Origin of the sequence: Nocardioides zhouii (assembly GCF_004137345.1) — a bacterium.
Classification (GTDB): domain Bacteria; phylum Actinomycetota; class Actinomycetes; order Propionibacteriales; family Nocardioidaceae; genus Nocardioides; species Nocardioides zhouii.
Map to the genome: position 1 here is coordinate 35,763 of NZ_SDWV01000008.1, position 23,212 is coordinate 58,974.

The following is a 23,212-nucleotide window of genomic DNA, read 5'->3' on the forward strand; positions in this document are numbered from 1 at the left end:
CGGCACATGACGCAACCCGACGCGAGCCTCGACGGTGGACTCGACGAGCCCGAGGAGCTGCAGCCCGCCGAGGGCTCACTGCGGCTGGTGGGCGACGACGACACGTACGACGTGGCGGCGTGGGAGGCGGCGACCGCCGCGGTGCTGCGCAAGGCGCGGCGGCTCGGTGAGGACGCCCCCGACACCGACGTGTGGGCGGCGCTGACCCGCACCACGCTCGACGGCATCGAGGTGGCGCCGATCGGCCAGCAGGCCGACCTCGACGGCCTCACCACTGCCGGTCGCCCCGAGCGCGCGGGCGCCTGGGACGTACGGTCGTCGCTCGTCGGCGACGACGCGGCTGCCGTCAACGAGGCGGCCCTGATCGACCTCGACAACGGTGCCACGTCGCTCCACCTCGACCTCATGGGCGGTCGGGACCTCGCCGTCGCCCTGCGCGGCGTCCTGCTCGACCTGGCACCGGTCACCCTCGAGCGCCCCACCACCCACCGGTCCGAGGCGCTGGCCCGGCTCCTCGAGGACGCGCCCGCCGACCCGCACCCCCACCACAATCTCTCCGCCGACCCGGCCACTTCGCTGCTGATCGGTGAGGGCGTCGGCGAGGGTGAGCCGCTGCTGGCCGAGTCCTTCGTCGACACCGTCCGGCGTGCCCAGGCCCTCGGCGTCCTGGGTGCGGTCGTCGACGGCACCACCCTCCACGACCTCGGTGCGAGCGACGCCCAGGAGCTCGGCTGGACGATGGCGGTCGGCGTGCACTACCTCCGCCTGCTCACCGAGGCCGGCCTGGCGGTCGACGAGGCCGCCGGCCTCATCGAGTTCCGCTACTCCGCGACCGACGAGCAGTTCCCCACGATCGCCAAGCTCCGGGCCGCGCGCCGACTCTGGTCCCGGGTGCTCGAGGCCTCAGGCGCCACCGACGTGCCGCAGCGCCAGCACGTCGTCACCAGCCGCGCGATGATGGGCCGGGTCGACCCCTGGGTCAACATGCTCCGCGGCACGATCGCCGCCTTCGCAGCCGGCGCCGGCGGCGCCGACGCGGTCACGGTGATCCCGTTCGACGAGCCGCTCGGCCTGCCCGACGCCCTCGGCCGCCGGATCGCCCGCAACACCTCCTCGCTGCTCATCGAGGAGGCCCACGTCGCCACGGTGGCCGACCCCGCCGGCGGGTCGTACGCCGTGGAGAAGCTCACCGACGATCTCGCCGTCGCCGGCTGGGCCGAGCTCGGCCGGATCGAGGCCGATGGCGGCTTCGGCGAAGGAGCCGCGACAGGCGTCAAGGAGCGGGTCCGCGCGGTCCGGGCCGCGCGCGACGCGGGCGTCGCCGACCGGTCCCGGCCGCTGACCGGCATCTCCGAGTTCCCGAACCTCGGGGAGACGCTGCCCGAGCGAGCCCCGTGGGGCCGCGGGGGAGTGCACCACTACGGCTGGGCCTTCGAGGACCTGCGGGCCGAGCCAGCGTCCCGCCCGGTCTTCCTGGCCACGATGGGGCCGGTCTCCGCCCACACCGCCCGGGCCACCTTCGCCACCAACCTGTTCGCCGCCGGTGGCGTCGCCGTCGAGGCGGCCGGCGCCACGTCCGACGTCGCCGCGGTGACGTCGGCCTACGCCGGACAGCCGGTCGTCTGCCTCGCCGGCACCGACGCAGCGTACGCCGAGTGGGGCGCCGACCTCGTCGCCGCGCTCCGAGCAGCCGGTGCGTCGTACGTCGTGCTGGCGGGCAAGCCGGGCGAGCGGACCGCCATCCGTCAAGGCAATGAAGCCAGCGACGTCGACGACTGCTGCGCCATGGGAGTCGATGCGCTCGGCTTCCTCGGCCGGGTGCGAGAGGAGCTCGGACGATGAGCATTCCCCAGGACTTCTCGAAGGTGGGTCTCGATACGCCCGCTCGTTCCTCGCGGGCTACTCGACCAGCGAAAGAGCAGCCGTGGGGGAGCCCCGAGGGCATCGACATCCTCCCGGTCTACGGCCCCGAGCACCTCGAAGGCCTCGACGGCCTCGACACGTGGCCGGGCATCGCGCCGTTCCTGCGCGGGCCCTATCCGACGATGTACACGACCCAGCCGTGGACGATCCGGCAGTACGCCGGCTTCTCGACCGCGGAGGAGTCCAACGCGTTCTACCGCCGCAACCTCGCGGCGGGGCAGAAGGGTCTGAGCGTCGCGTTCGACCTCGCCACCCACCGCGGGTACGACTCCGACCATCCGCGGGTGCGCGGCGACGTCGGCATGGCGGGCGTGGCGATCGACTCGATCTACGACACCCGCACCCTCTTCGATGGCATCCCGCTCGACGAGATGTCGGTGTCGATGACGATGAACGGCGCCGTCCTGCCGGTGCTCGCGCTCTACATCGCGGCGGCCGAGGAGCAGGGGGTGCAGCCCGAGCAGCTCGCGGGGACCATCCAGAACGACATCCTCAAGGAGTTCATGGTCCGCAACACCTACATCTACCCGCCGGCGCCGAGCATGCGGATCATCAGCGACATCTTCGCCTTCACCTCGCAGAAGATGCCGCGCTTCAACTCGATCTCGATCTCCGGCTACCACATCCAGGAGGCCGGGGCGACGGCCGACCTCGAGCTGGCGTACACGCTGGCCGACGGCGTGGAGTACATCCGCGCCGGACTCGAGACCGGCATGACGATCGACCAGTTCGCGCCGCGGCTGAGCTTCTTCTGGGCGATCGGGATGAATTTCTTCATGGAGGTCGCCAAGATGCGCGCGGCCCGGGCGCTGTGGGCGCGGCTCGTCGACGACTTCGACCCGCAGAACCCCAAGTCGCGCTCGCTGCGCACCCACAGCCAGACCTCGGGCTGGTCGCTGACCGCGCAGGACGTCTTCAACAACGTCGGGCGCACCTGCATCGAGGCGATGGCCTCCACCCAGGGCCACACGCAGTCGCTGCACACCAATGCCCTCGACGAGGCGATCGCGCTGCCGACCGACTTCTCGGCGCGCATCGCCCGCAACACCCAGCTGCTGCTGCAGCAGGAGAGCGGCACCACCGAGATCATCGACCCCTGGGCCGGTTCCTACTACGTCGAGAAGCTCACCCACGACCTCGCCGAGCGCGCCTGGGCGCACATCCAGGAGGCCGAGCGCGCCGGCGGCATGGCGGCCGCGATCGAGCAGGGCATCCCCAAGATGCGCATCGAGGAGGCGGCCGCGCGCACGCAGGCGCGGATCGACTCCGGCACGCAGAAGGTCATCGGCGTCAACACCTACCGCCTCGCCGTGGAGGACAAGCTCGACGTGCTGCGCGTCGACAACGACGACGTCTACCGCCAGCAGGTCGCCAAGCTCGAGCGGCTGCGGGCCGAGCGCGACGACGACGACGTACGCCGGGCGCTGGACGCGCTGACCGCGTCGGCCGAGCGCGGACCGGTCGGCGGCGGCTCCCTCGAGGGCAACCTCCTCGCGCTCGCGGTCGCCGCGGCGCGGGCGAAGGCCACCGTGGGCGAGATCTCCGACGCGCTGGAGAAGGTCTACGGCCGCCACCAGGCCGTGATCCGTACGATCAGCGGCGTGTACCGCGACGAGGCAGGCGCCGCCGAGGGCTCGGCCGTCGCGGCCGTCCTCGCCGCCACCGAGGAGTTCGAGGCGGAGGAGGGGCGCCGCCCGCGCATCCTCGTCGCCAAGATGGGCCAGGACGGCCACGACCGCGGCCAGAAGGTCGTCGTCACCGCCTTCGCCGACCTCGGCTTCGACGTCGACGTGGGCCCGCTGTTCTCGACGCCCGAGGAGGTCGCCCAGCAGGCGATCGACGCCGACGTGCACATCGTCGGGGTCTCATCGCTCGCGGCGGGGCACCTCACCCTGCTGCCCGCGCTCAAGCAGGCGCTGGCCGACCAGGGGCGGCCGGACATCATGATCGTGATCGGCGGGGTCATCCCGCCCGACGACGTGGCGACGCTCAAGGAGATGGGCGCCGCCGCGGTGTTCCTGCCGGGCACGGTGATCGCGGAGTCCGCGCTCGACCTGCTGGCCCGGCTGCGCAGCTCCTGATGGCCCGTCCGGTCGACGTCGCGGCGCTGGTCGAGGGGATTCGCGACGGACGGCGCGCGGACGTCTCGCGCGCCATCACCCTCGTCGAGTCCTCACGGGCCGAGCACCGCGCCGACGCGCGCGAGCTGCTGACGCAGCTGTCGGGCTTCGACCTCCCGCAGGCCACTCGCGTCGGCATCTCCGGCGTGCCCGGGGTCGGCAAGTCCACCTTCATCGAGGCCCTCGGCACCCGGCTGACCGCCGCCGGGCACCGCGTCGGGGTGTTGGCCGTCGACCCGTCGTCGATCCGCACCGGCGGCTCGGTGCTGGGCGACAAGACCCGGATGGCCGGGCTCGCGGTCGACCCGCGCGCGTTCATCCGGCCCTCGCCCGCGGCGGGCACCCTCGGCGGCGTCGCCCGCGCGACCACGCAGGCGATGCTCGTGCTCGAGGCGGCCGGCCACGACGTCGTCCTCGTCGAGACCGTCGGCGTCGGGCAGTCCGAGGTCACGGTGGCCGGGATGGTCGACACGTTCCTCTTCCTCACCCTCGCCCGCACCGGCGACCAGCTCCAGGGCATCAAGAAGGGCATCCTCGAGATCGCCGACGTGGTCGCGGTCAACAAGGCCGACGGTGACTTCGAGGCCGGCGCCCGGGTTGCGGCACGCGAGCTGGCCGGGGCGCTGCGGCTGGTGCGGGGACACTCCGAGTGGGCGCCTCCGGTGGTCACCTGCTCCGGGCTCACCGGAGCGGGCGTGGACGACGTGTGGGAGCACGTCGGCGCACACCGCGCGCACCTCGGGGTCGACGGCCTCGCCCACAAGCGCGCGGAGCAGCAGCTCGAGTTCACCTGGGCGCTCGTACGCGACGAGCTCGCCCAGCGGCTGCGGTCGTCAGCAGGGGTGGCGGCGGTGCGCGACGACGTACGCCGCGCGGTGCTGGCGGGGGAGCTGCCCGCGCCCCTCGCCGCGGACCGGCTACTCGCCGCCTACGACGGGGAAACCACCTAGACTGGGCCGGTCATGCCTGAAGCAACCTCCGCCACATCCGTCATCACCGAGGTCGTCGACAAGTACGCCGACGACCTCGTTGCGTTGCGCCGCGACCTGCACGCGCACCCCGAGCTGAGCTGGGAGGAGACCCGCACCTCCGAGGCCGTCGTCACCGCGCTCGAGGGCGCCGGCTGGTCGATCATCCGCCCGGAGGGCGGGGGCGTGCTGGCCGAGATCGGGCACGGCGGCCGACTGGTCGCGCTGCGCGCTGACCTCGACGCGCTGCCCATCGACGACCTGATCTCCGACCCGTGGAAGAGCACCGTCCCGGGCGTCGCGCACGCCTGCGGGCACGACGTGCACACCAGCGGCCTGGTCGGTGCCGGCCTCGCGCTCGCCGAGGTCGCGACCCGCGGCCTGCTGCCCGGGCGCGTACGCCTGCTGTTCCAGCCCGCCGAGGAGGTCATGCCCGGTGGAGCGCTCCACCTGATCTCGAGCGGCGCGCTCGAGGGCGTCTCGCACGTCTTCGGCCTGCACTGCGACCCGAGCCTCGACGTCGGCCGGATCGGGTTGCGCGAGGGTCCGCTGACCGGCGCAGCCGACGCGCTCACCGTGCGGCTCACCGGCAAGGGCGGCCACACGTCTCGGCCGCACCTGACCGAGGACCTGACCTTCGCCCTCGGCAAGGTCATCACCGAGCTGCCCGCGATCCTCAGCCGGCGCCTCGACCCGCGGGCCGGGGTCAGCGTGGTGTGGGGGATGGTGCGCGCGGGCTCGGCCCCCAACGTCATCCCGCACGGCGGCGTCGTCGCCGGCACCGTGCGGATGCTCGACGCCGTCGCCTGGGCCGACGCCGAGCACCTGATCCGCCAGCTGATCGCCGCGATCGTCGCGCCCTACAGCGTCACCGCCGAGGTGACCTACCAGCGCGGCGTGCCGCCGGTGGTCAACCACGTGGTGTCGACCGCGCTCCTCGGCACGGCCCTCGAGCGGGTCCTCGGGCCCCACGGGCACGTCTCGACCGCGCAGAGCCTCGGAGGCGAGGACTTCGGGTGGTACCTCGACTCGGTCCCCGGCGCGATGGCCCGCCTCGGCACGCGCACGCCCGGTGGACCGACGTACGACCTCCACCAGGGCAACCTCCGCATCGACGAGGCCGCCACCGGCATCGCCGCGCGCGTGCTCGCCGAGGCGGCGGTCACCGCGCTGAGTGACTAATGAAGCTGCTGCTCACCTCCGGAGGCATCACCAACCCGAGCATCGAGGCCGCGCTGGTCGAGCTGCTGGGCAAGCCCGTCGCGGAGAGTCGCGCGCTGTGCATCCCGACGGCCCAGTGGGGCCACCCGATGCTGGGCCCGGAGTCCGTGCGGAGCTTCATCACCGGCGGCCCCGACCGCGGCATGACCACCATGGGCTGGGCGTCGGTCGGCGTCCTCGAGCTCAGCGCCCTGCCCACGACCGGGCGCGAGCGGTGGGAGCCGTGGGTCCGCGAGGCCGACGTGCTGCTCGTCGACGGCGGCGACGCGACGTACCTCTGCCACTGGATGCGCGAGTCCGGCCTGGCCGACCTGCTGCCGGCGCTGGACATGGTCTGGGCCGGCCTGAGCGCGGGCAGCATGGTCATGACGCCGCGGATCGGCGACGACTTCGTCTCGTGGTCCGGGGCGCCGGACGACCGGACCCTGGGCGTCGTCGACTTCTCGATCTTCCCGCACGTCGGCCACGAGATGATGCCCGAGAACACGATGGCGGCGGCCGAGCAGTGGGCTGCCGGCATCGGCGGCCCGTCGTACGCCCTGGACGACCAGACCGCGCTCGTCGTGGTCGACGGCGCGGTCGAGGTCGTCTCCGAGGGGACCTGGCGGTTCTTCGACGCGGGCTGAGCCCGCGTCGTCACTGTTTCTTGTACGGCACCCCGTCGGCGGCGGGCGGCCGGGACCGGCCCACCAGGCCCGCCACCGCGAAGATGGTGACGAGGTAGGGGAGCATCAGCATGAACTGGGTGGGGACGGGGGAGCCGATGGCTGAGAGCACGCCCTGCAGGTTCGACGCGAAGCCGAAGAGCAGCGCCGCAAGCGTCGCCCGGATCGGGTCCCACTTGCCGAAGATGACGGCCGCGAGCGCGATGTAGCCGGCGCCGCCGGTCATCTCGCGGTTGAAGCCGGCGACCGAGACCAGGCTGAAGTACGCGCCGCCGAGACCGGCGATCGCGCCCGCGAGCAGGATCGTGCGGTAGCGGGTGCGGTTGACCTTGATGCCGACCGTGTCGGCCGCCTTCGGGTGCTCGCCGACCGCGCGGACCCGGAGGCCCCAGCGGGTGCGGTAGAGGGAGTACGCCACGAGCGCGACGACGGCGTAGAGCACGTAGACGAGCGCGGTCTGGCGGAACAGGATCGGGCCGATCAGCGGGATGTCGCCCAGGATCGGGATCGGCACCGCGCGCAGACGGTCGGGGGAGTTGAGCGTCTCGGCGTTGGGCGTGAGGACCTGGCGGAACAGGAAGTTCGTCAGGCCGACGACCAGCACGTTGAGCACGACACCGACGATCACCTGGTCGACGAAGTAGGTGATCGCGAACAGGCCCAGGATCAGTGCGATGAGCGCGCCAGCCACCATGGCGGCGAGGAGTCCCGCCCACGGCGAGCCGGTGAGCGACGCGGTGATCGCGGCGGCGAAGGCGCCGAAGAGGAGCTGGCCCTCGATCGCGATGTTGACGACGCCGGCCCGCTCGCCGAGCACGCCGCCCAGCGCGCCGAAGACCAGCGGGATCGCGAGCGCGACCGCGCCGGCGAAGAGGCTGACCACGCGGATCCGGCCGTCGGCCGCGGCCCAGCTCAGGAAGCCTGTCATCCACGCGAGCGCGAAGACGATCGGCAGCCACGTCGGCTGGCGCACGTGCCCGAGCAGGCGGCGTACGGCCTCGGCGGTGACCACCGCGCACACCAGCACCATCAGCCAGGCGGTGACCATCGACGGGACGGTGATGTCGGGCAGCGTGACGAAGTCCGTCTCGGCGGACAGCTGGAAGGTGGTGTCACCGGCATGGGAGGAGCGCAGCAGGACGATCGCCAGCAGCGCGAGCATCACGCCGAAGATGATCGGCAGCTTCTTCGCGCCGCCCGACTTCGTGGGCGTGATCGCCGTGTCGGGCGCCAGTCCGCCCTGGTCGGGGACGGGGGTGGTCACGGTGCTCACTTGGCCTCCTGGGCGGGGAGCCGGAAGATCGCGCGCACCAGAGGAGGTGCGGCGAGGAAGAGGACGATCAGCGACTGGACCACCAGCACCAGGTCGACCGAGATGTCCTCGGACGTCTGCATGGTGAAGCCACCGGCCTTGAGGAAGCCGAAGAGGAGACCGGCGGCCAGGATGCCGAGCGGCTTGGAGCGGCCGAGCAGCGCGACGGTGATGGCGTCGAAGCCGATCGAGGCGTCGAGGTCGAGCGAGACGCCGCTGCTGACGGTGCCGAGCACCTGGTTGACGCCGGCGAGGCCGAGCAGCGACCCGGCGATCATCATCACGACCGTGTACGTGCGCCCGACGTTGATGCCGGAGGCGCGCGCGGCGTGCGGGTTCTCGCCGACCGCGCGGATGCGGTAGCCGAGCGTGGAGCGGTTGAGGAGCCACCACACGACGCCCACGGCGATGAGGGCGAGCACGAAGCCGAGGTGCAGGTTGAACTTGTCGCCCAGCACCTTGGGCAGGATCGCCGTCTCCTTCATCGGGAGGGACTTCGGGTTGTTCGACGCCGGCGTCTTGAAGAGGAAGTCCTCCGCGAGGGCGTAGAAGAGCAGGTAGTAGCCGACGTAGTTGAGCATGATCGTCACGATCACCTCGTGCGCGCCGGTGCGGGCCTTCAGCAGGCCTGCGATGCCGCCCCAGATCGCGCCCGCGGCCATGCCGACGAGGATGGCCAGCGGCAGGTGCACCGCGAACGGGAGGTCGACCTGCGAGCCGATGAGGCCCGCCGCGCCGCCGGCGATCAGCATCTGGCCGCGTCCACCGATGTTGAAGAGCGCCGCGCGGAACGCGATGCCGACGCCGAGGCCACCGAGGATGAGGGGACCGGCGAACTTCAGGGTCTCCGTCAGCGGGCGCCACTGCTGGGCCGGCTCGGTGAGGTTGTAGTTGAAGACCGCGCCGCGGAACATCGCGCTGTAGGCACCGGTGATCGCGTCCCAGACGGCCGAGAGGAAGTCGGACGGGCGGGCGGTGATGTAGCTGAGCGTGTCGCGTACGCCCTCGTCGGTGGCGGCGATCATCACCGAGCCGACGAAGACGGCGAGCAGCACCGCGAGCGCGCCGGACAGCGCGTCACCCGAGGCGATCTCCTTCAGCAGCGAGCGGGACCGGGTCTCGCGCTCGGTCGGGGCGTCGTGCGGGTCGATCTCGTCGGCCTTCTCGTCCGGCTGGGGCTTGTCGGTGTCGGTCACGCGACCACGTCCTTCAGGTCCGCCGGGCGTTCGCCGGTCATCATGAGACCGAGGGTCTCGCGGGGGGTGTCGGCGGGCACGATGCCGACGACCTGGCCGCGGTAGAGCACCATGATGCGGTCGGCGAGGGCGACCACCTCGTCGAGCTCGGTGGAGACCACGAGCACCGGGATGCCGCTGTCGCGGGTCGCGACGATCTGCTTGTGGATGAACTCGATGGAGCCGACGTCGACGCCGCGGGTGGGCTGGGCAGCCACGAGCAGGCGCAGGTCGCGCGACAGCTCGCGCGCCACGACGACCTTCTGCTGGTTGCCGCCCGAGAGGTTGGCGGCCAGCGAGTCGATGTCGCGGGCGCGGACGTCGTACTCCTTCAGCTTCTGCTGGGCGAAGGCGCGGAGCGCACCGATGCGCAGGCCGCCGTTCTTGACGAAGGGCGACTTGAAGCTGCGGTTGAGCATGAGGTTCTCGGCGATGGTGAAGTTGGGCACCAGCCCGTCGACCTGGCGGTCCTCGGGGATGAACCCGACGCCGGAGTCGAGGATCTTGCGCGTCGACTTGCCGACCAGCTCGATGCCGTCGAGGACGATCGAGCCGCTGACGTCGTCCTGCAGGCCCAGGAGGGCCTCGGTGAGCTCGGTCTGGCCGTTGCCCTGCACACCGGCGACGGCGAGGACCTCGCCGGCGCGGATCGTGAAGCTGAGGCCGTCGACCTGCTTGTGGCCGGCCAGGTCGACGACGCGGAGGTCCTTGACCACCAGGGCGTCGGCGCCGAGCGTCGGCGCGTCCTTGTGGACGGTCAGCTCGACCGGGCGCCCGACCATCATCGAGGCGAGCTCGGCATTGCTGGCCTTGGGGTCGGCCTCGCCGACGACCTTGCCGAGGCGGATGACGGTGATGCGGTCGGCGACGGCGCGGACCTCGCGGAGCTTGTGGGTGATGAAGACGATGGCCTTCCCGGCCTCCTTGAGCTGGCGCATGATGTCCATCAGCTCGTCGGTCTCCTGAGGCGTGAGCACCGCGGTCGGCTCGTCGAAGACGAGCAGCTCGGCGTCGCGGGAGAGCGCCTTGATGATCTCCACGCGCTGCTGCACGCCGACCGGGAGGTCCTCGACGACGGCCTCGGGCTTCACGTGGAAGCCGAAGCGGTCGGAGATCTCGGTGACGCGGTCGCGGGCGGCGTCGAGGTCGAGCGTCCCGGCGAAGCCGGTGGACTCGTTGCCCAGCATGACGTTCTCGGCGACGGTGAAGACGGGGATGAGCATGAAGTGCTGGTGGACCATGCCGATGCCGGCGGCCATCGCGTCACCGGGGCCGGTGAAGTGCTGCACCACGCCATCGAGCTCGATCTCGCCCTCGTCGGCCCGGTAGAGGCCGTAGAGCACGTTCATGAGGGTCGACTTGCCCGCACCGTTCTCACCCAGCAGGCAGTGGATCTCGCCGGGCTCGACGGTGAGGGAGATGTCATCGTTGGCCACCACGCTTCCGAAGCGCTTGGTGATGCCTCGCAGGACGAGTCTCATGGCATCGCATCCTAGGGGTCGGGTGAGGTGGGCGGTCAGCGGCGGGGCCGCGGGAAGGCTAACCGTCGCGGGGGCGCGGGTCTGGCCAAAGATCTGCCAAACCTCGGGGCGGGTTCTAGGTAGTCACGCAACACCGTGGTTTGTGGCGGCTTCGGACAATAGTCGGCCGAGTACTTCGGCGGGGGTCTGGAAGCCGTGGCGTTTACGGGGTCTGGCGTTGAGCTCGGCGGCGATGTTGTCGAGGAGTCCGGGGCCGTAGAAGCCCAGGTCGGTGCTCTTGGGCAGGTATTGGCGCAGCCGGCCGTTGGTGTTCTCGTTCGAGCCGCGCTGCCAGGGCGAGTGCGGGTCGCAGAAGTAGATGTCCAGCCCGGTCGCCTCAGCGATGGTGGCGTGGTTGGCCATCTCGATGCCCTGGTCCCAGGTCAGCGACAGCTTCAGCTGCTCGGGCAGGGCGGCCATCTTGGCCACGAGCGCCTCCTGGACGGCGAGGGCGCCGTGGTTGTCGGGCAGGTGGAGCAGCATCACGAACCCAGTGGTGCGTTCGACCAGGGTGCCGACCGCGGACTTCGACTCGGTGGACCCGAGGATCAGGTCGCCTTCCCAGTGCCCGGGCACCGCACGGTCCTCGACCTCGGGGGGCCGTTCACTGATCAGCACCATCCCCGGGATCCGGCCACGGCGCTGGCCCTCACGACGCCGTGGCTTGCGCATCGAGCGGCCCGTGCGCAGGTAGGCCGTCAGCTCCCGCTTCAGACCGCCGCGAGCTTGGACGTACAGCGACTGGTAGATCGTCTCGGGCGACACCCACATCTCCGGTTCGTCGGGGAAGTCGCTCTTGAGTCTGCCAGCGATCTGCTCCGGGCTGTCGCGGCGCTTGAGCCGGGCCTGGACCTCTCGACGCAGTCGCAGGTTGGTGGCCAGCTTCGCCGCACGCGGAGCCGTACGACCACGATCGACACGCGCCTGCGCGACCGATCCCCGATACCCACGTTGGGTCGCACCACGGCTGAGCTCGCGGCTGATCGTGGCCGGATCCCGACCCAGCCGCCGGGCGATCTCCCGCACGCCATGACCGGCATGGTCCAGCGCCGCGATCTCCTCACGCTCCGACCACGACAGATACCGACCAACCGGGCCGACCACGCGCATGGGATTCACCCCGCCAGCCTTGCGGAACGTACGTCTGCCCCAGTCCCCAGACATGCCGGCAGCCAGGCCGGCTGCCTCCGGCACCAGACCCTCACGGATCCCAGTCCAGAACCGACGATCGAACTCCCGCGGACTCTTCGGACGAGCACCCATCACGCAACTCCTCGACATCGAGGTGTTGCGTGACTACCTAGAACTCAAGCGGGCCGGTTCTCTGGCAAAAGAAGAGGGAGGCCGACGATGACGTCGGCCTCCCTCCGCTGTGGAGCGTGGTTCAGATCAGCCCAGGTAGGACGTGACCTCGATCGAGCCGTCGATGATGCCGGCCTTGACCTCGTCGAGCTTGGCCTGCAGCTCGGGGCTGACCTTGCTCTCGAAGTTGTGGAACGGCGCGATGCCGACTCCGTCGTTCTCCAGCGTGCCGACGTACGGCGCGAAGTCGAACTCGTCGTTGCCCGCGGCCAGGACGGCCTCGTAGGTCGAGACCTTCATGCCCTTGAGGATCGAGGTCATGACGTAGTCCTGCGTGGCCGGGTCGGTCTCGTAGAGGTCGGCGTCGACGCCGAGCATCGCGATGTCCTTGCCCGAGTCCTCGATCGCGGTGATCGCGCCCTGGTAGATCGGGCCACCGACGGGGAGGATGACGTCGACGTCCTGGTCCAGGATCTGCTTGGCGGTGCTGGTCGCGGCCTCGTTGGCCTCGAAGCCACCGGTGAAGGAACCGTTCTTGCCGTCCCAGCCGACGACCTCGACGTCCTTCTTGTTCTCCTTGGCGTAGTACTCCGCGCCCTGCTTGAAGCCGTCCATGAAGATCGTCACGGTCGGGAACGGCAGACCGCCGTAGGTGCCGACCTTGCCGGTCTTCGTGTAGTCGGCGGCGGCGTAGCCGGCGAGGAACGCGGCCTGGGCCGTGTTGTAGAGCAGCGGCTTGATGTTCTCGACGTCAGCCTTGCCGTCGAAGGTCGCACCGTCGTCGCCACCGTCAGCCGAGTCGTCGATGAGGACGTACTCGATGTCGGGGTTGGCGGCAGCCGACTCCTTGGTCGCCGAGGCGAGGGCGAAGCCGACGGTCACGATGACGTCGCAGCCCTCGCTGACCAGGCTCTCGATGTTGGGGGCGAACTCGTTCTCGCTGTTGGACTCGACGTCCTTGAGCTCCACGCCGAGCTCGTCGGCGGCCTGCTTGGCACCCTCGTAGCCGAGCTGGTTGAACGACTTGTCGTCGAACCCGCCCGCGTCGGAGACGATGCAGGGCAGGAAGTCCTCGACGGCCGGCTCGGCGGAGCTGCTGCTCTCGCCGCCAGTGGTCGTGTCCTCCTCGGGCGCGTCGCCACACGCAGCCAGGGTCGCGGCCGCCAGGAGCGCCACGAGGCCGCTCGTGACGACCTTCCTCGTCTTCAACACAAATGCCTCCAAGTTCATGAACCCCGGGGTGGGGTCAGCGTTCGGGCGTCATGATGCCGTCCCCCGCGCCACGCGTCACGCGGATCGGGACTAACGAAATGCGTTTGAGACATAAAACCTGCCGGCGATCTTTCGGCGAAACCTGCCAAAGACCCCCGCTTCGCGGTATGCGCCATAGTTGCCCGGTGGAACAGAGGGAGTGGGACCGGCTCAAGGAGCACGCCGTCGACGTGATGGGGGGGGCGTACGCGCCCTACTCGCACTATCCCGTCGGGGCGGCCGCGCTGACCGACGACGGGCGCACCGTCGTCGGCTGCAACGTCGAGAACGCGGCGTACGGCGTGGTGCTGTGCGCCGAGTGCGGAGTGGTCTCCCAGCTGCACGCCACCGGGGGAGGCCGGCTGACGCACTTCGTGTGCGTGAACGGCGACGGCGACGTGATCATGCCCTGCGGCCGGTGCCGCCAGCTGCTCTTCGAGCACGGCGGGCGCGACCTCGAGCTGTGGACCGTCTCCGGCATCAAGACGATGGCCGAGGTGCTCCCCGACGCCTTCGGCCCCGACGACCTGGCCCTCGTGGCCACAGAACAGAATGGAACCCGCTGATGCCCGCACACGACGCCGTCGAGGTGATTCTCGCCAAGCGTGACAAGCACGAGCTCAGCGACAGCCAGATCGACTGGGTGATCGACGCCTACACCCGCGGCGAGGTCGCCGACGAGCAGATGTCGGCCCTCGCGATGGCGATCCTGCTCAATGGGATGAACCGCTCCGAGATCGCCCGCTGGACCGGTGCCATGATCGCCTCCGGCGAGCGGATGGACTTCTCCACGCTTTCGCGCCCCACCGCCGACAAGCACTCGACCGGCGGCGTCGGAGACAAGATCACCCTCCCGCTGGCCCCGCTCGTCGCGGCCTGCGGCGTGGCCGTGCCCCAGTTGTCGGGCCGCGGCCTCGGCCACACGGGCGGCACGCTCGACAAGCTCGAGTCCATCCCGGGCTGGCGCGCGGCGCTCAGCAACGAGGAGATGTTCGCGATCCTCGAGGACGTCGGCGCGGTCATCTGCGCGGCCGGCGACGGCCTCGCCCCGGCCGACAAGAAGCTCTACGCGCTGCGCGACGTCACCGGCACGGTCGAGGCGATCCCGCTCATCGCGAGCTCGATCATGAGCAAGAAGATCGCCGAGGGCACCGGCGCGCTCGTGCTCGACGTGAAGGTCGGCAGCGGCGCCTTCATGAAGGACCTGACCACGGCCCGCGAGCTCGCCGAGACGATGGTCGCGCTCGGCACCGACGCGGGCGTGCACACGGTCGCGCTCCTCACCGACATGGCCACGCCGCTCGGCCTCACCGCCGGCAACGCGATCGAGGTCGCCGAGTCCGTCGAGGTTCTCGCCGGTGGGGGCCCGGCCGACGTGGTCGAGCTGACCCTGGCCCTGGCCCGCGAGATGCTCGCCGGCGCCGGGGTCACCGACATCGACCCGGCCGACAAGCTCGCCGACGGCTCGGCCATGGACGCCTGGAAGGCGATGATCCGCGCCCAGGGCGGCGACCCCGACGCGGCGATGCCCGAGGCGAAGGAGTCGCACGTCGTCGCGGCGCCAGCCACGGGCACGCTCACCCGCCTCGACGCGATGGCCGTCGGGCTCGCAGCATGGCGCCTCGGTGCCGGTCGCGCCCGCAAGGAGGACCCCGTGCAGGCGGGAGCCGGAGTGGTCTGGCACGCCCGCCCGGGCGACGAGGTCACCGAGGGCGAGCCGCTCTTCACCCTGCTCACCGACGAGCCGGAGCGCTTCGACCGGGCTCTCGCCTCGCTCGAGGGCGGCTACGACATCGGCGACGGGTCGGCGTACACGCCCGGGGAGATCGTGCTCGACCGGATCGGCTGATCAGGCAAGCAGCAGGACGACGTGCTGGGCCACGCAGGCCGGCTTTTCCTGACCCTCGATCTCGACCGTGTGCTCGACGATCAGCTGCTTGCCCGCGGGCAGGTCGCGGACCTCGCCGAAGCGCACGTGCGATCGCAGCCGGCTGCCGACGGGCACCGGGTGGGGGAAGCGGACCTTCTCCAGGCCGTAGTTGAGCCGGGCTCCGGGAGTCTCGAGCGCGAAGACCTGCGAGGCGAACCGGGGGAGCAGGCTGAGGGTCAGGAAGCCGTGCGCGATCGTCGTGCCGAACGGCCCCGCTGCCGCCGCCTCGACGTCGACGTGGATCCACTGGTGGTCCAGGGTGGCGTCCGCGAAGGCATCGATGCGGGCCTGGTCGATCTTGAGCCACTCGCTCGTGCCGATCTCCTGACCGGCTGCGGCGGCGACGTCCTCGAGCGTGGTGAAGGTGCGCATGGGACCCCACCCTAGGGACTGGTTGGATGGGTCCGTGACCACTCCCTCCCGCTACCAGGTGCACCGCGCGCCCAAGGTGCTGCTGCACGACCACCTCGACGGAGGACTGCGGCCGCAGACGATCGTGGAGCTCGCCGCGGAGATCGGCCACGAGCTCCCGGCCGCCGATGCCGAGTCGCTCGGACGGTGGTTCCGCGAGTCGGCCGACTCGGGCTCGCTGGTCCGCTACCTCGAGACCTTCGACCACACCGTCGCGGTCATGCAGAACGGCCCCGCGATCACGCGGATCGCGCGGGAGTGCGTGGAGGACCTGGCCGCCGACGGGGTCGTGTACGCCGAGGTGCGCTACGCCCCCGAGCAGCACGTCACCAACGGCCTGACCCTCGACGAGGTCGTCGGGGCGGTGCAGGAGGGCTTCGACGCCGGCGTGGCCGCGAGCGGCGGCAGGATCGTCGTACGCCAGCTGCTGACCGCGATGCGGCACCAGGCCCGGTCGATGGAGATCGCCGAGCTCGCGATCGCCTGGCGCGACCGCGGGGTCGCCGGCTTCGACATCGCAGGCGCCGAGGCGGGCTTCCCGCCCACCCGGCACCTCGACGCGTTCGAGTACCTCCAGCGCGAGAACTCGCACTTCACCATCCACGCCGGCGAGGCCTTCGGGCTGCCGTCGATCTGGGAGGCGATCCAGTGGTGCGGCGCCGACCGGCTCGGCCACGGCGTCCGGATCATCGACGACGTCACGGTCCACGAGGACGGGTCGGTGGAGCTCGGTCGGCTCGCCGCGTACGTCCGTGACATGCGGATCCCGCTCGAGATGTGCCCGAGCTCCAACATCCAGACCGGTGCGGCGGAGTCCTTCGCCGAGCACCCGATCGGGCTGCTGACCAAGCTGCGTTTCCGGGTCACGGTCAACACCGACAACCGGCTGATGAGCGGGACCTCGATGACCCGGGAGATGTTCGGGCTGGTTGAGGCCTTCGACTACACGCTGGCCGACCTGCGTTGGTTCACGATCAACGCGATGAAGTCGGCGTTCCTGCCCTTCGACGAGCGGCTCGCGATCATCGACGAGGTCGTGAAGCCCGGCTACGCCAGGCTCATCGACGAGGGCTGACCACCAGCCACGGGCGGTCCCAGCCGGCCAGCCGGAGGTCGCCGCCCTCCCAGCGCTCGCGCGCCACCCGGAGGTCCAGCCCCGACGCAGGCTCGTACGTCCGGGCGTGCTCGTGCTCGACGTCGGTCACGAGCACGACGTGGCGCGGCAGGAGGCGGTCGCCGACGAAGACGGCCGCAGGTCGCGCGGGCGCCACGTGCTCGAGGGACGACCAGGCCCGGCGGCGCCACCGCACCACGCGGACGGCGTACGGCACGCCGGTGAGCAGCCGCAGCTCGCGTGCCACTGCCCAGGGCGGGGTGCCGAGGGCGCGCGTCCAGGGCACCTGCCAGCCGCCGGCGGTGTCGGCGAGCGAGGTCAGCCGGCGGTGGAGGGTCGCTGCCTCGTGCGCGAAGGTGTCCTGGTCGCGCACCAGCCCGGCGTAGTGCGGGCGCGCCAGCCGTCGCGCCATCACCAGCGAGGCCGCACCGCACGAGCGGCGGTCGGGCTGTCGCAACCTCACGGCGACGCCGTCAGCTCGGCGTACGCCTGGTCGCCCGTGGCGCGGCGACAGCCCTGGCGCAGTGCGTGGGCGACGACTCGCTGCTGGTCGCGCATGAGTGCGGCGCCGCGCCGCAGCAGCACCAGCGGCGGCTTGCGGCGCTCGCGCAGGTCCCGGGTGAGCCGTCGCCAGAACGTGACGGCCGGGTGCTGCGTGATGCAGTAGGCCGCGGCGAGCAGACCCTCCTCGCGGCAGGCGGCGACGACCTCCGGGGCGAAGATCCCTTCGGCCACGAATCGCGTGCTGCCACCGAGGTCGACGACCCTCGAGCCGGACCGGCCGTTCTGGGCGATCTCGTAGACCGGCACCTCGGAGCGACCCGTGAGGCAGAGCTCACGGAGCGCGACGAGGGCGTCCTGCTGGTGCCAGGAGGCCGGGTCGTCCCAGTCCACCAGACCTGCGTTGGCGCCGTGGGTGATGCGGGGGAGCGACGGGTCGTCGCCGTCCTTGTAGAAGTCGTCGAGCCGGAGGATCGGGAGCCCGAGCCGCTCCGCGAGACGGGACTTCCCCGCACCGCTGGGACCAGCCAGGACCACCACCTGGGCACTCTGCATTGTTGCGGACTCATTTCGACGTTCGGCGACGGACGCTCAGGGCGGAGACTAGTCTCGCCCAGACCCCCGATTGAACGTTCCTTGTGGGAGGACTTCATGAGTCTGGACGACTCCAACGCGCCCGAAACTGGGCAATCCGCGCCGGCCTCTGGCCGCCGATCCGGCCCCTTCGGCAACGTTCCGCTGCTGGTCGGCCTGGTGCTCGTCATCGTCGGAGGCCTGGCCGCGATCTTCACGCTCGGCGGCGGCGACGACGGCCCCACGAGCTCGGACTGCGTGTCCGACAAGGTGACCCTGACCACCGCTCCCGTGATGGAGGACCTGGTCAAGCAGGCCGTCAAGGACGTGAACGCCGACGAGCCGTGCATCGACATCCAGGTCACCGCCGGCACGGTCAAGGACGTCGTCGCCCTGCTGGCCGACCCCAACGCCAAGATGCCCGAGATCTGGATCCCGGACAGCCCGACGTGGAAGGGCCAGCTGACCGCGGCCGGCTGGACCGGCACCGCGATCTCCGAGGTCCTCGCGCAGACGCCCGTCGGCCTCGTGGGCGGCCCCGCGTCGAAGGCGCCCGCGTCGTGGGCGTCCGCCCTGGACGGCGGCACCCTCGCCATGGCCGACCCGAGCGCTGAAGGCGCCTCCGCGCTGGCCCTGCTGGCGCCGTACGCCGAGATGAAGCAGACCGGCGAGTCGGCCCAGAGCATCGAGCAGAAGACCGTCCCGGTCGCCCAGACGTACGGTGAGCGTGCCGTGGCGGGCAGCAGCAACGAGACCGACCTGACGACGATCACCGCGTCGAGCACCCAGCTGGTGCCCTCGACCGAGAAGGCCTACCTCACCGCCCGACGCAGCAACGACCAGCTCAGCCTCGTGGCGCCGAAGACCGGCGTGCCGATGCTGCAGTACCCGCTCATCGACGTGAACCGGGGCAGCGGCGACATCCTCGCCACCGGCGGCGACCTCTCCGCCCGTGTGGGCCGGGCGCTCACCCGCTGGTTCACCTCCAGCGCCGGCGTCGCGGCGATCGCGGCCGCCGAGCTGCGCGGCCCCGACGGTGCGCCGTTGCCCAGCGAGATCGGCCTCGGCGACGCCAAGGTGCTCGCCACGGTCGCCCAGGAGACCACCGACAGCACCCTGCGCCAGTGGCGCGTCCTGTCGGTGCCGTCCAGCATCCTCGCGGTCGTCGACCTGTCCGGCTCGATGAAGACGGCCATCGGCGACACGACGCGCATCCAGATCGCCGTCAACGCCTCCCAGCTCGCGCTCGACGCGTTCCCGGCGCAGGCCCGCATCGGCATCTGGGGCTTCTCCAAGAACCGTGGGGAGGGCGGTGTCTCCTGGGAGGAGTACGCCACCCTCGACCGGCTCGACGCGCCCACCGGCGACGGCGGCACGCACGGCGACGTGGTGCGCAGCGAGGCCACCAAGCTGGTCGGGCGGGTCCGCGGTGGCACCGGCGTCATGGACACGACGCTGGCGGCCTACAAGTACGCCCAGGAGAAGTGGGACCCCGCGTGGTTCAACTCCGTGGTGATCTTCACCGACGGTGCGTCCGACGACACCAGCTCGCTGTCGCTGGACTCGCTGGTCAACCAGCTCAAGGCGCTGCGCGATCCGGCCAAGCCGGTCAAGGTGATCGTCATCGGCCTCTCGCAGGAGTCCGACACCGGTGAGCTCGACGAGATCGCCGAGGCCACCGGCGGCCAGAAGTACGTCGTCAACGACCCCAACGAGATCCTCGGGGTGCTGGCGCAGGCGCTGCTCAACCGCTGACAGACCGCACGACGAAGGCCCCCGGAGCATCTCCGGGGGCCTTCGTCGTCGTTGTGCTGGTGGTGTCGCTCAGACGCCGATCGGGTGCCAGACCGTCTTGGTCTCGAGGAACCGGGTCATCCGGTCGAGCGCGGGCTCGACGAGCCAGTCGGTGTCGGGGGCCGGACGGCGTACGCGCTTCAGGTTGTCGGCGCCGGCCACCTCGAGCTCGGTGGCCAGGGCCGCGTCCTCGACGCCGGTCAGGTCGATGCCGTTGACGTCCATGTGCGAGGCCAGCCACGGGGCGATCTCGGCCACCGAGCCGGTGAGCACGTTGACCACGCCGCCGGGCAGGTCGCTGGTCGCCATGACCTCGCCGAGGGTGATCGCGGTGAGCGGGTTCTCCTCGCTCGCGATGACCACCACCGTGTTGCCGGTGATGATCAGCGGCGCGACGACGCTGACCAAGCCCAGGAGGGCGCCGCGGGGGGCGACCACGGCGATGACGCCGCTGGGCTCGGGGGTGGAGAGGTTGAAGTAGGGGCCGGCGACCGGGTTGGCGTTGCCGACGACCTGGGTGATCTTGTCGGCCCAGCCGGCGTACCAGACCAGGCGGTCGATCGCGGCGTCGACGTAGGAGCGCGCCTTGGCCTGCGAGATGCCCTCGGCAGCCTTGAGCTCGGCCTCGAACTGCTCGCGGCGGCCCTCGAGGACCTCGGCGATCCGGTAGACGATCTGGGCACGGTTGTACGCCGTCTTCGTCGACCAGCCACCGAAGGCGGAGCGGGCGGCGACGACCGCGTCACGGGCGTCCTTGCGGGACGCCTGCGCAGCGTTGGCGAGGAGGCGGCCCTTGGCGTCGTTGACGACGTAGGAGCGCCCGGACTCCGAGCGGGGGAACTGCCCGCCGATGTAGAGCTTGTAGGTCTTGCGCACGTCGATGCGGGACATCAGCTGTCCTCTCCCTTCAGATAGCCCTCGAGCCCGTGGCGGCCGCCCTCGCGGCCGTACCCGGACTCCTTGTAGCCGCCGAACGGCGAGGTGGGGTCGAACTTGTTGAAGGTGTTGGCCCAGACAACGCCCGCGCGGAGGCGGTTGGCCATGGACAGGATCCGCGAGCCCTTGTCGGTCCACACGCCGGCCGAGAGGCCGAAGGGGGTGTTGTTGGCCTTCTCGATGGCCTCGGAGGGCGTACGGAAGGTCAGCACGGACAGGACCGGGCCGAAGATCTCCTCGCGGGCGATGCGGTGGGCCTGCGAGACACCCGTGAAGACGGTCGGGGCGAACCAGTAGCCGTTGGACGGGAGCTCGCACGGGGCGGACCAGCGCTCGGCGCCCTCGGCCTCGCCGATGTCGGAGAGCTCGCGGATCTTGGCGAGCTGCTCCGCGGAGTTGATCGCGCCGACGTCGGTGTTCTTGTCGAGCGGGTCGCCCACGCGCAGCGTCGCCATCCGGCGCTTGAGCCGCTCCATGACCTCGTCGGCCACGGACTCCTGCACGAGCAGGCGCGAGCCGGCGCAGCACACGTGGCCCTGGTTGAAGAAGATGCCGTTGACGATGCCCTCGATGGCCTGGTCGAGCGGTGCGTCGTCGAAGACGATGTTGGCGGCCTTGCCGCCGAGCTCGAGGGTGACCTTCTTGTCGGTGCCGGCGACCGCGCGGGCGATCGCCTTGCCGACGTCGGTCGAGCCGGTGAAGGCCACCTTGTCGACGTCGGGGTGCGACACGATCGCGCGACCGGTCTCGCCGGCGCCGGTGACGATGTTGACGACGCCCGGCGGGAGGTCGGCCTGCTGGCAGATCTCGGCGAAGAGCAGCGCGGTCAGCGGGGTGGTCTCGGCCGGCTTGAGGACGACCGTGTTGCCGCAGGCCAGGGCCGGGGCGATCTTCCACGCCAGCATCAGCAGCGGGAAGTTCCACGGGATGATCTGGCCGGCCACGCCCAGCGGCGTCGAGCCGTAGCCCGAGTGCTCGAGCTTGTCGGCCCAGCCCGCGTAGTAGAAGAAGTGCGCCGCGACGACCGGGATGTCGACGTCGCGCGACTCCTTGATCGGCTTGCCGTTGTCGATCGACTCCAGGACGGCCAGCTCGCGGCCGCGCTCCTGGATGATCCGGGCGATGCGGTAGAGGTACTTGGCGCGCTCGGCGCCCGACATCCGCGACCAGACCCGGGTGTACGCCCGGCGGGCGGCCTTGACGGCAGCGTCGACATCGGCGTCGCTGGCCTCGGCGACCTCGGCGAGCACCTCCTCGGTCGCGGGGTTGATCGTCTTGAACGCCTTGCCGGTGCCGTCGACGAACTCGCCGTCGATGAACAGGCCGTAGGACGGCTTGATGTCGACGATCGCGCGCGACTCGGGTGCGGGGGCGTACTCGAAGATGTTGCTCATCTGTGCCTCAGTCCAGCGTGAAGTAGTCGGGACCGGAGTAGCGACCGGTCGTCATCTTGGTCCGCTGCATCAGCAGGTCGTTGAGCAGCGTGGACGCACCGAAGCGGAACCAGTCGGGGTCGAGCCAGTCGGGACCGGCGATCTCGTTGACCATCACGAGGTACTTGATGGCGTCCTTGGTGGTCTTGATGCCACCGGCCGGCTTGACGCCGACCATCTGGCCGGTCTGGTCGCGGAAGTCGCGGACGGCCTCGAGCATGATCAGCGTGACCGGCAGGGTCGCCGCCGGCTGCACCTTGCCGGTGGAGGTCTTGATGAAGTGGCCGCCGGCCATCATCGCGAGCCAGCTCGCGCGCCGGACGTTGTCGTAGGTCTGCAGCTCGCCGGTCTCGAAGATCACCTTGAGGTGCGCGTCGCCACACGCCTCCTTGACCTGGACGATCTCGTCGTACACGTCGAGGTAGCGGCCCGAGAGGAAGGCGCCACGGTCGATGACCATGTCGATCTCGTCGGCGCCGGCCTCGACGGCGTCACGCGTGTCGGCGAGCTTGATGTCCATCGCCGCACGGCCGCTGGGGAACGCGGTGGCGACGGCTGCGACGTGGACACCGCTGTCGCCGAGGGTCTGCTTCGCGGTCGCGACCATGTCGGGGTAGACGCAGACGGCCGCGGTCGCGGGGCACGACGGGTCGGCCGGGTCGGGACGCTTCGCCTTGGAGGCGAGCGCCTTGACCTTGCCGTGGGTGTCGGCACCCTCGAGCGTGGTGAGGTCGACCATCCGGATCGCGAGGTCGATGGCGTACGCCTTCGCGGTCGTCTTGATCGACCGGGTGCCGAGGCCGGCGGCGCGTGCCTCGCACCCGACCTGGTCGACCCCGGGGAGGCCGTGGAGGAATCGGCGGAGCGAGGAGTCCGAGCGCACGATGTCGTCGTACATCCAGTGCGTCGACCCGGCGCTCGCCGTGGAGCTGGGAGTGGGTGTCACCGACCCAGCATAGAGTTGGCCGAGATGAGCCCGACAATCCCCAGAGGGTCAAAGCCT

20 protein-coding genes are annotated in these 23,212 nt (G+C 70.9%); 9 read left to right on the forward strand and 11 right to left on the reverse strand.

What is annotated here, in order from left to right:
• Nucleotides 1–6 precede the first annotated feature (6 nt).
• Genes EUA94_RS09475 through EUA94_RS09495 form a run of 5 tightly spaced genes read left to right on the forward strand, consistent with a single transcriptional unit; the run spans nt 7 to nt 6,858 of the window.
• Nucleotides 7–1,842, forward strand: a complete 1,836-nt coding sequence (locus EUA94_RS09475) for a methylmalonyl-CoA mutase family protein (protein WP_129426637.1) — start codon at nt 7–9, stop codon at nt 1,840–1,842.
• The gene (scpA, locus tag EUA94_RS09480) at nt 1,839–4,004 is read left to right on the forward strand and encodes a methylmalonyl-CoA mutase (RefSeq protein ID WP_129426638.1); all 2,166 of its coding nucleotides are present in this window, start codon (nt 1,839–1,841) and stop codon (nt 4,002–4,004) included. The genes EUA94_RS09475 and scpA overlap by 4 nt, the downstream gene beginning before the upstream one ends.
• A complete protein-coding gene (gene meaB, locus EUA94_RS09485) occupies nt 4,004–4,993 on the forward strand; it encodes a methylmalonyl Co-A mutase-associated GTPase MeaB (protein WP_129426639.1) in 990 nt (329 codons plus the stop codon). The genes scpA and meaB overlap by 1 nt, the downstream gene beginning before the upstream one ends.
• Before the next feature lie 12 nt (nt 4,994–5,005).
• Nucleotides 5,006–6,193, forward strand: a complete 1,188-nt coding sequence (locus EUA94_RS09490) for an amidohydrolase (RefSeq protein WP_129426640.1) — start codon at nt 5,006–5,008, stop codon at nt 6,191–6,193.
• Entirely contained in the window at nt 6,193–6,858 is a 666-nt protein-coding gene (locus EUA94_RS09495) for a Type 1 glutamine amidotransferase-like domain-containing protein (protein WP_129426641.1), read from the forward strand. The genes EUA94_RS09490 and EUA94_RS09495 overlap by 1 nt, the downstream gene beginning before the upstream one ends.
• 10 nt (nt 6,859–6,868) lie before the next feature.
• On the opposite strand, the gene EUA94_RS09500 is transcribed toward EUA94_RS09495, so the two are convergent.
• From EUA94_RS09500 to EUA94_RS09520, 5 genes are all read right to left on the reverse strand, one after another.
• Nucleotides 6,869–8,170, reverse strand: a complete 1,302-nt coding sequence (locus EUA94_RS09500) for an ABC transporter permease (protein ID WP_242494765.1) — start codon at nt 8,168–8,170, stop codon at nt 6,869–6,871.
• A complete protein-coding gene (locus tag EUA94_RS09505) occupies nt 8,167–9,405 on the reverse strand; it encodes an ABC transporter permease (protein ID WP_242494766.1) in 1,239 nt (412 codons plus the stop codon). Before EUA94_RS09505 ends, EUA94_RS09500 begins: the two co-directional genes overlap by 4 nt.
• A complete protein-coding gene (locus EUA94_RS09510; RefSeq protein ID WP_129426642.1) occupies nt 9,402–10,925 on the reverse strand; it encodes an ABC transporter ATP-binding protein in 1,524 nt (507 codons plus the stop codon). The genes EUA94_RS09505 and EUA94_RS09510 overlap by 4 nt, the downstream gene beginning before the upstream one ends.
• Before the next feature lie 123 nt (nt 10,926–11,048).
• The gene (locus EUA94_RS09515) at nt 11,049–12,227 is read right to left on the reverse strand and encodes an IS30 family transposase (protein WP_422879892.1); all 1,179 of its coding nucleotides are present in this window, start codon (nt 12,225–12,227) and stop codon (nt 11,049–11,051) included.
• Between the two features lie 126 nt (nt 12,228–12,353).
• Nucleotides 12,354–13,478 carry a BMP family lipoprotein gene (locus EUA94_RS09520; RefSeq protein WP_242494767.1) on the reverse strand — a complete coding sequence of 375 codons (1,125 nt, stop codon included), beginning with the start codon at nt 13,476–13,478 and terminating at the stop codon, nt 12,354–12,356.
• A 167-nt stretch (nt 13,479–13,645) separates the two neighbouring features.
• Between EUA94_RS09520 and EUA94_RS09525 the strand changes: the two genes are divergently transcribed.
• Together EUA94_RS09525 and EUA94_RS09530 are read left to right on the forward strand one after the other, a co-directional pair.
• Nucleotides 13,646–14,083, forward strand: coding sequence for a cytidine deaminase (locus tag EUA94_RS09525; RefSeq protein ID WP_129426644.1), 438 nt, complete (start codon nt 13,646–13,648; stop codon nt 14,081–14,083).
• A complete protein-coding gene (locus tag EUA94_RS09530; protein WP_129426645.1) occupies nt 14,083–15,366 on the forward strand; it encodes a thymidine phosphorylase in 1,284 nt (427 codons plus the stop codon). The genes EUA94_RS09525 and EUA94_RS09530 overlap by 1 nt, the downstream gene beginning before the upstream one ends.
• Here EUA94_RS09530 and EUA94_RS09535 read toward each other — a convergent pair whose 3' ends face one another.
• On the reverse strand, nt 15,367–15,819 hold the full coding sequence (locus EUA94_RS09535) for a MaoC family dehydratase (protein WP_129426646.1): 453 nt from the start codon (nt 15,817–15,819) through the stop codon (nt 15,367–15,369).
• A 34-nt stretch (nt 15,820–15,853) separates the two neighbouring features.
• Between EUA94_RS09535 and EUA94_RS09540 the strand changes: the two genes are divergently transcribed.
• Nucleotides 15,854–16,933, forward strand: a complete 1,080-nt coding sequence (locus EUA94_RS09540) for an adenosine deaminase (protein ID WP_242494768.1) — start codon at nt 15,854–15,856, stop codon at nt 16,931–16,933.
• Here EUA94_RS09540 and EUA94_RS09545 read toward each other — a convergent pair.
• Complete coding sequence (locus EUA94_RS09545) at nt 16,917–17,435, reverse strand: hypothetical protein (protein WP_129426648.1); 519 nt, start codon at nt 17,433–17,435, stop codon at nt 16,917–16,919. The genes EUA94_RS09540 and EUA94_RS09545 overlap by 17 nt on opposite strands.
• The gene (locus EUA94_RS09550; RefSeq protein WP_242494769.1) at nt 17,432–18,013 is read right to left on the reverse strand and encodes a nucleoside/nucleotide kinase family protein; all 582 of its coding nucleotides are present in this window, start codon (nt 18,011–18,013) and stop codon (nt 17,432–17,434) included. The genes EUA94_RS09545 and EUA94_RS09550 overlap by 4 nt, the downstream gene beginning before the upstream one ends.
• A gap of 111 nt (nt 18,014–18,124) precedes the next feature.
• Between EUA94_RS09550 and EUA94_RS09555 the strand changes: the two genes are divergently transcribed.
• A complete protein-coding gene (locus EUA94_RS09555) occupies nt 18,125–19,801 on the forward strand; it encodes a substrate-binding domain-containing protein (RefSeq protein ID WP_129426650.1) in 1,677 nt (558 codons plus the stop codon).
• A 69-nt stretch (nt 19,802–19,870) separates the two neighbouring features.
• Here EUA94_RS09555 and EUA94_RS09560 read toward each other — a convergent pair whose 3' ends face one another.
• The 3 genes from EUA94_RS09560 to deoC are packed head-to-tail and all read right to left on the reverse strand — an operon-like array spanning nt 19,871 to nt 23,155.
• Nucleotides 19,871–20,731, reverse strand: a complete 861-nt coding sequence (locus EUA94_RS09560; protein ID WP_129426651.1) for an aldehyde dehydrogenase family protein — start codon at nt 20,729–20,731, stop codon at nt 19,871–19,873.
• Nucleotides 20,731–22,170, reverse strand: a complete 1,440-nt coding sequence (locus EUA94_RS09565; RefSeq protein ID WP_207210485.1) for an aldehyde dehydrogenase family protein — start codon at nt 22,168–22,170, stop codon at nt 20,731–20,733. The genes EUA94_RS09560 and EUA94_RS09565 overlap by 1 nt, the downstream gene beginning before the upstream one ends.
• Nucleotides 22,171–22,177: 7 nt before the next feature.
• A complete protein-coding gene (deoC, locus tag EUA94_RS09570) occupies nt 22,178–23,155 on the reverse strand; it encodes a deoxyribose-phosphate aldolase (RefSeq protein ID WP_207210486.1) in 978 nt (325 codons plus the stop codon).
• Nucleotides 23,156–23,212: the final 57 nt, after the last annotated feature.